Origin of the sequence: Arthrobacter sp. B2I5 (assembly GCF_030816735.1) — a bacterium.
GTDB lineage: Bacteria > Actinomycetota > Actinomycetes > Actinomycetales > Micrococcaceae > Arthrobacter.
The window spans coordinates 4384016-4400044 of sequence record NZ_JAUSYF010000001.1 but is presented as its reverse complement, the minus strand read 5'-3'; the positions used below and the strand labels follow the sequence as shown (position 1 = coordinate 4400044).

The 16029-nt window shown below is 63.3% G+C and carries 13 protein-coding genes and 2 tRNA genes; 12 read left to right on the top strand and 3 right to left on the bottom strand.

What is annotated here, in order from left to right; translation table 11 throughout:
* Positions 1-10: 10 nt before the first annotated feature.
* Positions 11-148, bottom strand: coding sequence for a 50S ribosomal protein L34 (gene rpmH / locus QFZ60_RS20495; RefSeq protein WP_003800212.1), 138 nt, complete (start codon positions 146-148; stop codon positions 11-13).
* 468 nt (positions 149-616) lie between these two features.
* Between rpmH and dnaA the strand changes: the two genes are divergently transcribed.
* The 12 genes from dnaA to QFZ60_RS20435 all read left to right on the top strand — a co-directional run bounded on the left by dnaA (position 617) and on the right by QFZ60_RS20435 (position 13881).
* Complete coding sequence (dnaA, locus tag QFZ60_RS20490; RefSeq protein WP_018769876.1) at positions 617-2038, top strand: chromosomal replication initiator protein DnaA; 1422 nt, start codon at positions 617-619, stop codon at positions 2036-2038.
* Between the two features lie 538 nt (positions 2039-2576).
* Entirely contained in the window at positions 2577-3701 is a 1125-nt protein-coding gene (gene dnaN / locus QFZ60_RS20485) for a DNA polymerase III subunit beta (protein WP_142118641.1), read from the top strand.
* A gap of 103 nt (positions 3702-3804) precedes the next feature.
* A complete protein-coding gene (gnd, locus tag QFZ60_RS20480; protein WP_307092867.1) occupies positions 3805-4689 on the top strand; it encodes a phosphogluconate dehydrogenase (NAD(+)-dependent, decarboxylating) in 885 nt (294 codons plus the stop codon).
* A gap of 45 nt (positions 4690-4734) precedes the next feature.
* Positions 4735-5940, top strand: a complete 1206-nt coding sequence (recF, locus tag QFZ60_RS20475; RefSeq protein ID WP_307092865.1) for a DNA replication/repair protein RecF — start codon at positions 4735-4737, stop codon at positions 5938-5940.
* Positions 5930-6484 carry a DUF721 domain-containing protein gene (locus QFZ60_RS20470; RefSeq protein WP_142029577.1) on the top strand — a complete coding sequence of 185 codons (555 nt, stop codon included), beginning with the start codon at positions 5930-5932 and terminating at the stop codon, positions 6482-6484. The genes recF and QFZ60_RS20470 overlap by 11 nt, the downstream gene beginning before the upstream one ends.
* A 380-nt stretch (positions 6485-6864) precedes the next feature.
* Positions 6865-8952 carry a DNA topoisomerase (ATP-hydrolyzing) subunit B gene (gene gyrB, locus QFZ60_RS20465; protein WP_142118646.1) on the top strand — a complete coding sequence of 696 codons (2088 nt, stop codon included), beginning with the start codon at positions 6865-6867 and terminating at the stop codon, positions 8950-8952.
* 55 nt (positions 8953-9007) lie between these two features.
* Positions 9008-11686, top strand: coding sequence for a DNA gyrase subunit A (gene gyrA / locus QFZ60_RS20460; RefSeq protein ID WP_307092864.1), 2679 nt, complete (start codon positions 9008-9010; stop codon positions 11684-11686).
* Positions 11679-12359 (top strand): DUF3566 domain-containing protein, encoded by a 681-nt coding sequence (locus QFZ60_RS20455; protein WP_307092862.1) that lies wholly within the window; start codon positions 11679-11681, stop codon positions 12357-12359. The genes gyrA and QFZ60_RS20455 overlap by 8 nt, the downstream gene beginning before the upstream one ends.
* 97 nt (positions 12360-12456) lie before the next feature.
* Positions 12457-12530: transfer RNA gene (locus QFZ60_RS20450), tRNA-Ile, on the top strand.
* A gap of 71 nt (positions 12531-12601) precedes the next feature.
* Entirely contained in the window at positions 12602-12718 is a 117-nt protein-coding gene (locus QFZ60_RS20445; protein WP_229748488.1) for a DLW-39 family protein, read from the top strand.
* A gap of 72 nt (positions 12719-12790) precedes the next feature.
* Positions 12791-12866 (top strand) — tRNA-Ala (locus QFZ60_RS20440).
* A gap of 82 nt (positions 12867-12948) precedes the next feature.
* Positions 12949-13881: a DMT family transporter gene (locus QFZ60_RS20435; protein WP_307092860.1), complete on the top strand. Its 933-nt coding sequence runs from the start codon at positions 12949-12951 to the stop codon at positions 13879-13881.
* 2 nt (positions 13882-13883) lie between these two features.
* Here QFZ60_RS20435 and QFZ60_RS20430 read toward each other — a convergent pair whose 3' ends face one another.
* Together QFZ60_RS20430 and QFZ60_RS20425 are read right to left on the bottom strand one after the other, a co-directional pair.
* Positions 13884-14759: a glycosyltransferase family 2 protein gene (locus tag QFZ60_RS20430; protein ID WP_307092858.1), complete on the bottom strand. Its 876-nt coding sequence runs from the start codon at positions 14757-14759 to the stop codon at positions 13884-13886.
* 168 nt (positions 14760-14927) lie between these two features.
* Positions 14928-15890, bottom strand: a complete 963-nt coding sequence (locus QFZ60_RS20425) for a hypothetical protein (protein WP_307092857.1) — start codon at positions 15888-15890, stop codon at positions 14928-14930.
* Positions 15891-16029 lie beyond the last annotated feature (139 nt).

Below are 16029 nucleotides of genomic sequence, written 5' to 3'. Positions count from 1 at the left end.
AGCCAGTTATTTAGGCCGACAGTTCGGTGCGGCCCTTGCCACGACGGGCTGCCAGGATGGCACGGCCGGCACGGGTACGCATACGAAGGCGGAAGCCGTGCTTCTTGGCTCGACGGCGGTTATTCGGCTGAAAAGTCCGCTTGCTCACGTTAGTTACTCCAGTGGATCAAAGGTGCGCCCACCCGATCAGTATGGGGAAGAACTGGCCGACGCTAAGTTTTGTATATGCACGCTTCCCCCGGCTGCCCTGACGCACTGCGCCTGGGGAGTTCAGATGGGGCCGAAAAGCGGACACAAAGGACTTCACAACGTTAGGGCAATTTGCGGCTCCGAGTCAAACCGGAAGGGTCCTCCCCAGCTGTCCCCAGCTGTGCCTAAGTATCCCCAACAGCCTGTGGATGAAGTGGCTCATAGGGGCGTTTGAAGAACCACACCAGTGTAATTATCCACAGCCGGATCCCCAGCTATCTTCTAGGCTTTTCATCCCCTAGAGTGTCCCAGTAGCCGATTATCCACGCACTGTGCATAACCCTGTGGATTAAATGGGGCCAGCACCCTGGTTCCGGACTTGGGCTGCAGGCAATGCAGGCAAAGCAAGTTTTGAGGGAACCGATTGATGACAGTAGACGAAGCCAACCACGCCAATACTGTCGGAAGTTCCTGGCGCCGGGTTGTCAGCCTGCTGGAACAGGACCACCGCGTATCACCACGCCAGAGGGGCTTTGTCATCCTCGCCCAGGCACAGGGTCTCATTGGTTCCACCCTCCTGGTTGCCGTCCCCAACGAACTCACCAGGGAAGTGCTGCAGACCCAGGTCAAGGACGCCCTTGACGATGCCCTGCACAACGTCTTCTCCGAGGACATCCGCTGCGCCATCGACGTCGATACCGATCTGGTGCCCATCCACGAAGAGCCCGAGCCCGTCGTCGAACCGGCTTACGCACCCGACCAGCTGATCGAGCAGAAGCCGCAGCCAATGCTGCCCAGCACTTCGCACGAATTCGGCCGGCTGAACCCCAAGTACGTCTTCGATACCTTCGTGATCGGTTCCTCGAACCGCTTTGCGCACGCCGCCGCGGTCGCGGTAGCCGAAGCGCCGGCCAAGGCCTACAACCCGCTGTTCATCTACGGTGACTCGGGACTGGGCAAGACCCACCTCCTGCACGCGATCGGCCACTACGCCCGGCGGCTCTACAGCGGAATCCGTGTCCGCTACGTCAACTCCGAAGAATTCACCAACGACTTCATCAACTCCATCCGGGACGACGAGGGCGCCAGCTTCAAGACCACGTACCGGAATGTGGACGTGCTGCTCATTGATGACATTCAGTTCCTGGCCGGCAAGGACCGGACGCTGGAGGAGTTCTTCCACACGTTCAACTCGCTGCACAACAACAACAAACAGGTGGTCATCACCTCGGACCAGCCGCCCAAGCTGCTGGCAGGGTTCGAGGACCGCATGAAGTCCCGGTTCGAGTGGGGCCTGCTGACGGACATCCAGCCGCCGGAACTCGAAACCCGTATCGCCATCCTCCGCAAGAAGGCACTGAGCGAGGGCCTGTCGGCGCCGGATGATGCCCTGGAGTACATCGCTTCCAAGATTTCCAGCAACATCCGGGAGCTTGAAGGCGCATTGATCCGGGTGACGGCCTTCGCAAGCCTGAACCGCCAACCCGTGGATGTAGCCCTTGCGGAAATGGTCCTGAAGGACCTGATCACCGACGACGGCGCGCAGGAGATCACGTCCGCCCAGATCCTCCAGCAGACGGCCGACTACTTCAAGCTCAGCATGGAAGAACTGTGCAGCAAGTCCCGGACCCGGACGCTGGTTACGGCACGGCAGATCGCCATGTACCTCTGCCGGGAACTGACTGACATGTCGCTTCCCAAGATCGGACAGGAACTTGGCGGCCGCGACCACACCACGGTGATCCACGCTGACCGCAAGATCCGCGAACTGATGGCCGAGCGCCGTGTGATCTACAACCAGGTGACAGAGCTGACCAACCGGATCAAGCAGCAACAACGCGACTCCTGAATCCACATCGAGCCCGCTGCTCTATACCTTATTAACAGGGGCATGTGGATAAGCCTGTGGATAGTTAAGGGGACAAGCGCGGTTAATGGGCTTAAAACCCTTAAGGCGTCTGTGGATCGTTAAAAACAGGCCTTGGCGTTGTCCCCATCCACACCCTGTTTAAAACCCAGTTAACGCACACTCCGTGAACAGGGCTTAACCGCGGAACGGCGGGGCAGGACCAGGTTATCCACAGTTTCCACAGCAGTTATTAACACTACGAATCCCAAAAAATTGAATTCCCTCAAACAACAAGATCGATGCGGGTGTCCGACGAGGGGGCCTTCCGGCCCCAAAGCGGGCCGGACCGGATCATGGGGGATGGGTTAATCCCGGATCTTCCGGCTAAGCTGTCAGCAGCGCTCCCATCCCTGGGTTTTTGTGTGGTTTCGGTCCGAACGGACCATGCACCAGCCAGGGTGCGCCCAACTTCTTCCGGAGTTTCCCCTCGAAATTCCCTGGTTTACATGGCAGCAGCAATGAAAGGCGGCACCCTTCCGTGAAGTTCAGAGTCGATCGGGACGTCCTGGCAGAAGCCGTCACCTGGACAGCCCGTTCGTTGTCTCCGCGGCCGCCAGTGCCTGTCCTCTCCGGCCTGCTTTTGAAGGCCGAAGCAGGCACAGTCAGCCTGTCCAGCTTTGACTATGAGACCTCCGCAAGGCTTGAAATCACGGCCGACATCAGGGACGAAGGAACCATCCTGGTTTCGGGCCGGCTGCTCGCCGATATCTGCCGCAGCCTGCCGTCAGCACCTGTCGACGTCGAAACGGACGGCAACAAAGTCACGCTCACCTGCCGCCGAAGCAGCTTCCACCTGGCGACGATGCCGGAAGCCGAATACCCCCCGCTCCCTGCCCTGCCGGCCATCAGCGGAACTGTTCCGGGCGATGCTTTTGCGCAGGCCGTTTCTCAGGTCATCATCGCGGCCAGCAAGGACGACACCCTTCCCATCCTCACGGGTGTGCGGATGGAGATCGAAGACGACCTGATCACGCTTCTGGCCACTGACCGCTACCGGCTCGCCATGCGGGAAGTACCCTGGAAGCCGGTGACCCCCGGCATCTCCACCAGTGCCCTGGTCAAGGCAAAAACCCTCAACGAGGTTGCCAAGACACTGGGCAACAGCGGTGACATCAACCTGGCCCTGTCCGACGACGACAGCCGGCTGATCGGGTTCGAAAGCGGTGGCCGCACCACCACGTCGCTGCTGGTGGACGGCGACTACCCGAAGATCCGTTCGTTGTTCCCGGAGTCCACCCCCATCCACGCCACCGTCCAGACGCAGGAACTGGTGGAAGCCGTCCGCCGTGTCTCGCTCGTTGCCGAACGCAACACCCCGGTCCGGCTCGCCTTCACCGCGGGCCTCCTGAACCTGGATGCCGGCACCGGCGAAGACGCGCAGGCGTCCGAAGAGCTTGAAGCACAGCTTTCCGGTGAGGACATCACGGTCGCGTTCAACCCGCATTACCTGATCGAGGGCCTCAGCGTCATCGAGACCAAGTTCGTCCGTTTCTCCTTCACCACGGCACCCAAGCCTGCCATGATCACGGCGCAGGCGGATGCTGACGGTGAGGACCAGGATGACTACCGCTACCTGGTGATGCCGGTCCGCCTTCCCAACTAAGTAGCAGCAGATGTCGTTTTGGACGGCCATAATGACATCTGCTGCTACCCAGTTGGGCTGCCCACGAATCGTTCACGTTCCCTAGCGCAGAAAGAGATCCACCATGCACATTGGACTGATCGGCCTCGGCAAAATGGGATTCAACATGCGCGAACGTCTGCGCAAGGGTGGCGTGGAGGTGACCGGCTACGACCGGAACCCCGACGTCACTGACGCCGCCAGCGTCGATGACCTGATAGCCGCTGTCCCGGCACCAAGGATTATCTGGGTCATGGTCCCGTCAGGGGCCATCACGGACGCGGTTATTACCGAACTCAGCGAAAAACTGGAGCCGGGCGACCTGGTCATCGACGGCGGAAACTCCCGGTTCACGGAAGACCAGAAGCACGGCGAAGTGCTTGCCGCCAAGGGGATACGTTTTGCGGACTGCGGTGTTTCGGGCGGCGTATGGGGTCTCCAGAACGGCTATGGCCTGATGGCCGGCGGCGATGCCGCCGACATCGAACGCGCCCTGCCGGTCTTTGATGCGCTGCGCCCCGAAGGTGAACGCGCGGACAGCTTTGTGCACGTAGGCGGCATCGGCGCAGGCCACTACGCCAAGATGGTCCACAACGGCATCGAGTACGGCCTGATGCAGGCCTATGCCGAGGGTTACGAACTGCTGGCTGCCAAGGACATCGTCACCGACCTTCCCGGGACGTTCCGGGCCTGGCAGAAGGGAACCGTGGTCCGCTCGTGGCTGCTGGACCTCATGGTCAAGGCTCTTGACGAGGATCCGGGATTGTCCTCGATCGACGATTACGTGGAGGATTCGGGCGAGGGCCGCTGGACGGTGGAGGAGGCCATTGCCAACGCCGTCCCCGCTCCGGCAATTACCGCCGCGCTGTTCGCCCGGTTCGCCTCCCGGGAAGACACCTCTCCTGCCATGAAGATGGTTTCCGCGCTGCGCCACCAGTTTGGCGGCCACGCAACCCGTCCCGCCAAGTAGCACCCACCGGGAACCAACAGCGTTCCCAGAATTGCCGAAAACCGAGTGTATCTGGAACACCTTTCTCTGACCGACTTCCGCAGTTACGCCCAGGTTGACCTCGCGCTGGGCCCTGGCGTTACCGTCCTGGTGGGATACAACGGCATCGGCAAGACCAACCTGATGGAAGCGATTGGCTACCTGGCCACGCTCAGCTCGCACAGGGTGAGCTCAGATGCGCCGCTGCTAAGGTTCGGCACCGAGCGCGCCCTGGTGCGTGCCCGGCTGGTCCGCGGCACACAGGTCACTGTGCTGGAGCTGGAAATCAACGCCGGCCGGGCCAACCGTGGCCGCATCAACCGCAGCAACCCGGTGCGGGCCCGGGACCTGCTCGGCATCTGCCAGACCGTTCTTTTTGCGCCGGAGGACCTGGCCTTGGTCAAGGGCGATCCGGCCAACCGCCGCCGGTTCCTGGACGAGCTGCTGGCAAGCCTTATCCCGCACCATGCCGCCACCCGCAGTGACTACGACCGTGTCCTGAAACAGCGCAATGCCCTCCTGAAGTCGGCTCGGGCCGGAAAGTTCACCGCCGCGCATGAATCGACCCTTGACGTCTGGGACCAGCACATGGCGCGGGCCGGAGCGGAGCTGTTGCACGCCCGGCTTGAGCTGGTGGAACGCCTCCGTCCGCACCTTGCCCGGGCCTACGCCGAGCTCACGGACGCAACCAAGCCCGCTGACGCCACCTACCGGTCAACACTCCAGAACCAGATGGACGACGACGGCGTCCCGGCCGGAGGCATTCAGGGTGCCCCAGCGGGAACTACTTCGGGCGGCCCGGATGACCTGCGCCTTCTGTCGGTGGATCAACTCACGGAACAGTATGTCCAGGCCTTTGCGGAGTCACGGAAAAAGGAACTGGAACGGGGCATATCGCTCGTCGGCCCGCACCGTGACGAACTGGAGCTGATGCTGGGCCAGGCGCCGGCCAAGGGGTATGCCTCGCACGGGGAAACATGGTCCATGTGCCTGTCCCTCCGCCTGGCCTCGTACTATGTGATGCTGGACGACGCCCGGACCGGCGGTTCGGCTCCCATCCTCATCCTGGACGACGTTTTTGCTGAACTGGATGTCCAGCGGCGGCGTAAACTTGCGGCAATAGTCTCCGGCGCGGAACAGGTCCTGGTGACCGCCGCCGTCGACGCCGACATTCCGGAAGAGCTGTCCGGGCGGCGGGTGAAGGTCATCACGGGAGGTATCGATGAGCAGTGACCAGGGCGGCGGGCCCCAGCCCGGCCGCGAGCCTGACAACATTGATGCCCCCCAGGCCGCGCTGAACAGGATGCGCGAAGCCGCCGCTGCTCGCGGCGAAGTGCGCCGCAAGGTGGCACGGCCGGGTTCCCAAAAGGCCAAGGGCAGCATCCGTGACACCCGCGGTTTCAGCCAGTTCCACGCCACGGGCCGCGATCCCCTGGGCCTGGGAAAGGTTGTTGGCCGGCTGGTAGCCGAGCGCGGCTGGACGTCACCGGTGGCCGTCGGTTCCGTCATGGCGGAGTGGGCCACGCTGGTGGGACCGGAAATCTCAGCCCACTGCACGCCCGAAAGCTTTACCGACACCACGCTCCACGTCCGGTGTGATTCCACGGCCTGGGCCACCCAACTTCGGCTTTTGAGCAGCAGCCTCCTCGAGAAGTTCCGGCGGGAACTGGGCGACGGCGTGGTGACCAGCATCCAGGTGCTTGGCCCCTCAGCGCCCAGCTGGCGCAAGGGTGGACGCAGCGTCAATGGCCGTGGGCCGCGGGACACCTACGGATAGCCGGGACGGCAGCTCTTGAAACTGCGCCCGAGGGCGTGTAGGGCCCTGTAAGGACCGAAGCGTGTATAGGCACCCGAAGGGGGTACCGCTGGGCCGCCCTAGGCGGGGCCAAGTGCCTTGCAGAGCCATATTCCGCCACCGGCGAAGGCCCTGGAATGCGGGGATATGGGCGTGTTCGCGGTAGAATTGGGGCAGATAACTGGGCGCGGATGAAACGTTGACATCAGTCCGTTCTCCGCGCGCTTTCCGCGTGCGGAGCGTGGATCTCCAACCGTCAGCAAGTCACCGGCGCCATACGTTTGTGCCTGTTGGCGGGTGGCTTTTCCCTGGGGAAGAGAAACCGGCCGGCCATCATCGAGAACAGAGGAGTCGCAGCGCCTGTGGCTAACGACAATACAGATATTCTGGCAGCAGATACCGCAGTCGAGGATGGCCGCACCCCTGACACCCCGGCCGCGCCAAGCACCCAGAGGGAATACGGCGCCAGCGACATCACTGTGCTGGAAGGCCTGGAAGCTGTCCGCAAGCGTCCCGGCATGTACATCGGTTCCACGGGCCCCCGCGGCCTTCACCACCTGGTCTATGAAGTGGTGGACAACTCGGTGGATGAGGCACTGGCCGGCTACTGCAGCCACATCGAGGTAGTCCTGCAGGCTGACGGCGGAGTGAAGGTCGTGGATGACGGCCGCGGCATTCCGGTGGACATGCACCCTACCGAGCACAAGCCCACCGTCGAGGTGGTTATGACCATCCTGCACGCCGGCGGTAAGTTCGGCGGCGGCGGATACGCAGTCTCCGGTGGCCTGCACGGTGTGGGCATCTCCGTTGTCAACGCCCTCTCCAGCCGGGTGGACACCGAAGTGCGGCGCCAGGGGCACGTTTGGCGGATGTCGTTTGCCGACGGCGGCAAGCCCCAGGGCAGCCTGGTCAAGGGTGAAGAGACGGACGCCACCGGCACCACGCAGACCTTTTACCCCGATCCGGCGATCTTTGAGAGCACGGAATTCGATTTCGAGACACTGCGCGCCCGTTTCCAGCAGATGGCCTTCCTGAACAAGGGCCTGCGGATCACGCTGACGGATGAGCGCGACGCGGCCACCGACGAGGCAGACGCCGATCTCGACCTCGACGAGCTTGTTACCGAGGGTGAGGTCAAGGCTGAGCACCGCACTGTGGTGTACCAGTACAACGAAGGCCTGCTGGATTACGTCAAGCACCTGAACTCGGGCAAGAAGGTTGAGGTTGTCCACGAGGACGTCATCGCCTTCGAAACCGAGGACACCGAACGCCGCATCGCCCTGGAAATGGCCATGCAGTGGACCAGCGCGTACTCCGAGAGCGTGCACACTTACGCCAACACCATCAACACCCATGAGGGCGGCACCCACGAAGAAGGTTTCCGGGCTGCCCTGACGTCCCTCATCAACCGGTATGCCCGGGAAAAGGGCATCATCAAGGAGAAGGACGACAACCTCACCGGTGATGACATCCGCGAGGGCCTCACGGCTGTCATCTCCGTTAAGCTTGCAGAGCCCCAGTTTGAAGGCCAGACCAAGACCAAGTTGGGCAACTCCGAGGTCAAGGGCTTCGTCCAGCGGGTGGTCACCGACGGACTTGGCGACTGGCTGGAGCGCAATCCAGGCCCGGCCCGCGATGTTATCCGCAAAGCCATTTCCGCCGCCCAGGCCCGGATGGCGGCACGGAAGGCCCGGGACAACGCCCGGCGCAAGAGCCCGCTGGAATCCTTCGGCATGCCGGGCAAGCTTTCCGACTGCTCCTCCAAGGACCCGGAAAAGTGCGAGGTCTACATTGTGGAGGGCGACTCCGCCGGTGGTTCCGCCAAGCGCGGCCGCAACCCCGAAACCCAGGCCATCCTGCCACTGCGCGGCAAGATCCTGAACGTGGAGCGTGCCCGCCTGGACAAAGCCCTGGGCAACGCTGAAGTCCAGTCGATGATCACGGCCTTCGGCACCGGCATTGGCGAGGACTTTGACCTCGCCAAGCTGCGCTATCACAAGATTGTCCTCATGGCGGACGCCGACGTGGATGGCCAGCACATCACCACCCTGCTGATGACCCTGCTGTTCCGTTACATGCGGCCCCTGATCGAGCACGGCTACGTGTACTTGGCACAGCCCCCGCTGTACCGGATCAAATGGTCCAACGCCCCCCATGACTACGTCTACAGCGACCGTGAACGCGACGCCAAGCTGGTGGCGGGACAGGCTGCCGGGCGCCGCATCCCCAAGGACAACGGCATCCAGCGCTACAAGGGCCTGGGCGAGATGGACTACACCGAACTGTGGGATACCACTATGGATCCTGATCACCGCACGCTGCTGCAGGTGACCATGGACGATGCCCTTGCCGCCGACCAGATCTTCTCCGTCCTCATGGGTGAAGACGTGGAATCACGCCGCAACTTCATCCAGCAGAACGCCAAGGACGTCAGGTTCCTGGACATCTAAGGACCCGCTCCAAAGTATTCGGAACCAGACATATACCTGAAACGGACATTAAAGAATGAGCGACGAAACCCCCGAGCTTCCCGCCCCCGAGGCCGGAACTCCGGACACCGTTCTTGAAGGCGACGTGCTGATCGACCGCGTGGAACAGGTGGACCTGCAGACGGAAATGCAGCGTTCCTACCTGGATTACGCCATGGCCGTCATCGTGGGCCGTGCCCTTCCGGACGTCCGTGACGGCCTTAAGCCCGTGCACCGCCGGGTGCTGTACGCGATGTTCGACGGCGGCTACCGGCCCGACCGGTCCTTCAACAAATGCGCCCGCGTGGTGGGCGAGGTCATGGGCCAGTACCACCCGCATGGTGACACCGCCATCTACGACGCCCTGGTGCGTCTTATCCAGGACTGGACCATGCGTTACCCGCTGGCGCTGGGCCAGGGCAACTTCGGCTCGCCCGGCAATGACGGCGCAGCGGCACCCCGGTATACCGAAACCAAGATGGCCCCGCTGGCCATGGAAATGGTCCGGGACATCGACGAGGAAACGGTCGATTTCCAGGACAACTACGACGGCAAGAACCAGGAACCCACCATCCTGCCGGCCAGGTTCCCCAACCTGCTGGTGAACGGTTCCTCCGGCATCGCCGTCGGCATGGCCACCAACATTCCGCCGCACAACCTCCGCGAAGTAGCCGACGGCGTGCAGTGGTACCTGGCCAACCCCGGCGCCACCCGCGAGGAACTCCTCGAGGAACTGCTGGTGCGGGTCAAGGGTCCCGATTTCCCCACCGGTGCCACCATCCTGGGCCACAAGGGAATCGAGGACGCCTACCGGACCGGCCGTGGTTCGGTCACCATGCGGGCAGTGGTTGCCGTGGAGGAACTGCAGGGCCGCACCTGCCTGGTGGTCACGGAGCTTCCGTACCAGGCCAACCCGGACAACCTTGCCATCAAGATCGCCGAACTGGTCAAGGACGGCAAAATCTCGGGCATCGCCGACCTCCGCGACGAGACGTCCGGACGTACCGGCCAGCGGCTGGTCATTGTGCTGAAGCGTGACGCAGTGCCCAAGGTGGTGCTGAACAACCTCTACAAGCACACCGAACTGCAGAGCAACTTCTCCGCCAACATGCTGGCCATCGTTGACGGTGTGCCGCGGACCCTGAGTCTCGATGCGTTCATCCGCCACTGGGTGACGCACCAGATGGACGTCATTGCGCGCCGCACCCGGTACCGCCTGCGCAAAGCGGAGGAAGAAGCCCATATCCTCCGTGCCCTCCTGAAGGCACTGGATATGCTCGACGAGGTCATCGCCCTCATCCGCGCGTCCAACACCACCGAAGCTGCCCGCGACGGGCTGATGGAACTGCTGGACATTGATGAGCTGCAGGCCCGGGCCATCCTGGACATGCAGCTGCGCCGCCTGGCCGCACTGGAACGCCAGAAGATCCAGGACCGGCATTCCGAACTCGAGGCCCTGATCGAGGAGTACAACGCGATCCTGGGTTCCGAGCAGCGACAGCGCGAGATCATCAGCGTCGAGCTCGGCGAAATCGTGGACAAGCACGGCGATGACCGGCGGACCAAGATCCTCATGGGCTACGACGGTGACATGTCCATGGAGGACCTGATCCCCGAAGAGGAGATGGTGGTCACCATCACACGTGGCGGCTACGTGAAGCGCACCCGCAGCGACAACTACCGGTCGCAGCAACGCGGCGGCAAGGGCATCAAGGGCGCCCAGCTCCGCGGTGACGACGTGGTGGAACACTTCTTCGTAACCACCACCCACCACTGGCTGCTGTTCTTCACCAACCTTGGCCGCGTTTACCGTGCCAAGGCATACGAGCTCATGGAAGCAGGCCGGGACGCCAAGGGCCAGCACGTGGCCAACCTGTTGGCGTTCCAGCCGGATGAGCACATTGCCCAGGTCCTGGACCTGAAGGACTACCAGCAGGCGCCATACCTGGTGCTGGCCACCAAGAGGGGCCTGGTGAAAAAGACCAGGCTGGAGGACTACGACACCAATCGTTCGGCCGGCGTGATCGCGATCAACCTGCGCGACGGTGATGAACTGGTCTCCGCCCAGCTTGTTTCGGAAACCGACGACCTCTTCCTGGTGTCCCGCAAGGGCCAGTCGATCCGCTTCACCGCCACCGATGACGCGCTGCGCCCCATGGGACGCGCCACATCGGGTGTTACCGGCATGAAGTTCCGCGAGGACGACGAACTGCTGGCCGCCGACGTTGTCACCGACGGTTCCTTCGTGTTCATCGTGACCGAGGGCGGCTATGCCAAGCGCACGGCTGTGGAGGAATACCGCCTGCAGGGCAGGGGCGGCCTGGGCATCAAGGTGGGCAAGTACCAGGAAGAACGCGGGCACCTGGTAGGGGCACTCATTGTCCAGGAGGAGGATGAAGTCCTGGTGGTCATGGAGGGCGGCAAGGTTGTCCGGTCCTCGGTTGCCGGTGTTCCTGCCAAGGGCCGTGACACCATGGGCGTCATCTTCGCCAAGCCGGACAAGAATGACCGGATCATTGAGGTGGCGCGCAACAGTGAACGGGGTCTTGAGGACGAGGAATCTTCCGGAGATGACGTAACGTTGGCTGAAGATGGCGGGACCGCTGGGGAATCCGCCGCGCCAGCAATGGCAGAAGAATCACCGGCCGTTGAGTCAGAGGACGCCTCGGGCGACGCTGAGCCGAACGAAGACAACACGGAGGTAACGAGTGAGTAATTCCGACTCATTTCCCAAGCCGAACAGTACTGTTCCCGACGGGAACCGGCCTTCCGGGGCACCCCGGGTAAACGCCCCCGTACGTCCGCAGCAGCGGCCGGCAGCTCCTGCCGGGGCTCCAGGCCAGCACCCCGCTGCGCCGGGCCAGCGCCCGCAGCAGGGCGACCGCCCCGCCCAGCCCGGCCAGCGTCCCTTCCAGGGCCAGCAGGGACAGCAGGGCCAGCGCCCGGCACCGGCGGGACAACGTCCCGGGCAGGGGGCTCCGGGCCAGGGAACGCCCGGCCTGGTGAAGCCGGCGCCCAAGGCGAAGGTCCGGCGCGCCCGGCTGCTGATCAGCAAGGTGGACCCGTGGTCTGTCCTGAAGATGGCATTCCTGCTCTCCGTGGCCTTGGGAATCGTCACGGTGGTTGCCGCCATTGTCCTCTGGACTGTCCTGGACCTGACCGGGATCTTCGACCAGGTGGACAGCCTGCTTGGTACGCTCGCCGGCTCCGAAAGCGGCGGCTTCGAACTGAAGAAGGTGGCCTCGCTGGGACAGGTGGCCTCGTTCGCCACCATCATTGCCGTGGTCAACGTTGTCCTGCTGACGGCGCTGTCCATGCTGTCTGCCGTCCTTTACAACATTTCCGCCACCCTCGTGGGCGGCATAGGCGTTACCCTCACCGACGATTAGGAAACCATTTCCGCCGGCCGCAAACCGGTGGAAAGGCCCGATTTGAGATCGGGCCGGGATGTGCTGTAAAGTCATGTCTCGGCCCGATGAGGCATCGGGGCGTATAGCTCAGGCGGTTAGAGCGCTTCGCTGATAACGAAGAGGTCCCAGGTTCAAGTCCTGGTACGCCCACGGAACCTGTGCAGGTTTCAAACAAAGGCTTGGTCCGGATTTATCCGGAACTTGGCTGGAACGGGGAGCATGTGAAGAAGTTGCTTGTACTGGCAGCCGCAATCGCAGGCGTCCTGGTCTACCGGAAAGCACAGGAATCCGAAGCCCGGAAAACGGTCTGGAGCAAGTCAACCGATACGGTGGACTAGCACGGACACCCACTCCGGGAGCCTGTCAGGGGCTCCGCGGTTCTAGGGTATGATGGACGGGTTGCTTCTTATGGGGGCATGGCGCAATTGGTAGCGCACCTGCTTTGCAAGCAGGGGGTTCGGGGTTCGAGTCCCCGTGCCTCCACCATGAGGAAGTCCCGGTCAGCGGAAACGCCGGCCGGGACTTTTCGCTTTCCATCTCCGTTAAGGACGAGCTTCAGGGGTGCGCCATGAACTTCTTCTTCGCTGCCCTGGGCGTCCTGGGTGTCGCCTCGTCCGGCCCTTTGATTGCAGCCACGCTCGGTGCCACCAGCGTCAGTGCCCTGGCCATTGCCTTTTGGCGCAACGCCATCGGAGCAGCCGTCATGGCCACCCCCACCCTTGTTCGTGAACCCCGCCAGTTCGGCCGGATAACCCGCCGTGAATTCCGCTGGTCGTCCCTGGCCGCCGTCGCCCTTGCCCTGCACTTTGCCTGCTTCATCACCTCCCTGCAGCTCACCTCCGTAGCCGCCGCCACAGCCCTGGTTTGCCTTCAGTCAGCCTGGATCGCGGTCTTCCAGCTCTTCCGCGGCACCCGCCACCGCTGGCAGGTCCTGGCCGGGCTGGGCATCGCCTTTGGCGGCGTCGTTGCCATCACCGGCTTTGACCTGGGCACCTCACCGCAGGCCCTCACGGGAGACCTGCTGGCGGTGGCCGGCGGTGCGCTGGCGGGCCTCTATACCTTGGCCGGGGGCAAGGCGCGGCAGAGCATGACCACGGGGACCTACACCACGCTCTGCTATGGGATGTGCGCCGCCCTGGTTGCCGTACTGGCCCTGTTCGCCGGCCAGCCGCTGGCCGGGTTCGAGCCCACAGGATGGCTGGGCATCGCTGCCATTACCGTCTGCGCGCAACTGGTGGGGCATACCGCGTTCAACCATCTGTTGGCCACCATGAGCCCGCTCGTGGTCTCCATGATCATCCTCCTGGAGATCCCCGGGGCTGCGCTGCTGGCGGCCGTGTTCCTGCACGAGACCCTGCCTGGCGGCACCTACGCCGGGCTCGGCCTGATCCTGGCCGGGCTCGCCGTCGTGGTCCTTGGCCAGCGGAACGCCGGCAGGCGCGGAAGGGCACCAAAGGATGAGCCGCCGTCGGAACGCCTCGCCGAGCTCGGGGCCGACTAAGGCTATTGCCCGCCGCGGCGCATGGGCTGGGCTGTGTTGACCGTGTGGATGGCCCTGAGGAGCTTGGCCGGGAAATACACCGAGAAGAAGACCACCATGGGGGCCTTCAAGGCCATCTTCCTAACATTGTGGGCCTTATAGGTGCGGTCAAAACGGGTGACGTAGTAGCGGTAGTCGCGGGGAGAGTCCTCCAACCGCCGCGCGGACATCCCCGACACCATTTGAGGCCAGTAGCGCACAGGAAGCTCATGGTCGGCCAGATGCAGGGACAAATCGATGTCCTCGTGCATCTCGTCCTTCTCATCCCGGCACGTTTCGGAGCGAATGGTCTCCCAGGCAGTGGCGCGCAGGGCCATATTGGAGCCGAACAGGAAGTGGTACTGGTGCTTGGCCAGCTTGAGCATCAGCTGGCGCATTTTGTCGTCGGCCTTGAGCCCAAAGCGGCGCATGGGCATGTCGTAGTAGACCACAGGGCCGGTGGCCGCCTGGACGGACGGGTCCGCGAAGGCCTTCTGCACCTGCTCCACCCAGTCGGGCTCCACGATGGAGTCCGCGTCGATACGCCCCAGGATGTCCCCCGTGGCACTGTCCAGTCCGAAGTTGCGGGTGGGGATGAGTCCCTGCTCCCGGTCCTGGCTGAGCAGGATGATGGGGCTTTCCGGATACTCAAGCTGCATCTGGCGGACGATGTCAGCGGTCCGGTCCTTGGAAAGGTTGTCCACCACAATGATCTCGTGGGCCGGAACAGACTGGTAGATGGCTGCGATGAGGCACTGCCTGATCACGCTCTCCTCGTTGTATGCCGGGATGACGATGGACACGCGGAGCTGTACGGCTGCGTCGTTCACGGCATCCCCAGAGGATTGATTGGCTGGCATCACTACAAATCTAGCATCCGGGCTCTGGCCTGCCCCCAACAGAGGCTCGCTGCCGCGCTGCGCTCCGGAGAATGTGGACGGCCCGGCAGGAGGGTTTGCGGCAAGGCGTGAGCGGTACGCAAAAGGGGCCCCGTCGTGAAACGGAGCCCCTTGGAGTGCTGGCGAAAACTAGGCCTGGCTGCTGCCCTTGTCGCCCCCCGCGTCCGTCTTGGCGTCGTTGGCGGCGCTCTTTGCACCCTCCGCCGTATCTGCGGCCACGTGCTTGGCCTTTTCAGCGGCCTCCGCTGTCTTTTCCTTGACCGTATCGGTTACGTCGCCGGCTTTGTCCGCGGCGGCAGCCGTGGCAGATCCGGTGGCAGAAGCAGCGCTGCCGGTGCTGTCCGCGTTGCTTTCCTTGACATCGCTGACGGTGGTGGCGGGAACCGGAGCAGGAGTGGGCGTCACCGGCGAGGGCGTCTTCCAGGGATCCTCGACCGGCTTGGATGCCTTCCATGCGGCAACACCCGCGGCTACGGCAGCAGCAACAACTCCGAAGACCAGCCAGCCGCGCTTTTTGGGCTTCTCGGGCTGGGCGAGCTGAACGTCTACTGCCCGGCTGGCGCCTGCCGCGGCTGCCTTCAGCTGCGTACCGGTTGCCTGGGCCTGTTCCTGGATAGCGTGAATGATTCCCACGTCGCCCAGCTTCTGGGCCACGGCATCCACCCGTGCCGGGGTGTTTTCCAGCGTGCGGTGAACTGCGCCGGAGGCCACGCCGATCTGGTCCGACAGCTTGGGCAGGTATTCCACCACCACGCGGTCGCGGGCATTCAGGACAACAGGTGTGGCCTTGTCCAAAGCCTCGTGCAGCCTGGGCGAAGCACCGTCGACAACGTCATTGATCCTGGGGGCCAACTGGGCCAGACCGTCCTGGATCCGGGGAGTCACGGTGGCAACACCGTCAGCCAGGCTGTGCGCGGCCGTCTTCAGGCCCTCCTGGATCTTGGGAGATGCGGTATCCAGGCCATGCTGGAGGCGCGGAACAGCCCAATCCACGGCAGCTTCCACCCGGGGGGCCGCCCAATCCTTGGCGTTTTCCACCGCACTGGTGACCGACTGCTCAAGGTCACGGGCAATACGATCCGATTTCTTCACAACTACCTCCCGATTAATGTGACGGTTCTGTCGCTAGCCTACGTGCCCAGATCACCACGGGCTATTCACTCTGCGGATTTTAGGGCGATTTCACCGAGCGCGGAACTGTGCCCGCAGCCGTGGCCGCCCATAACCGGCG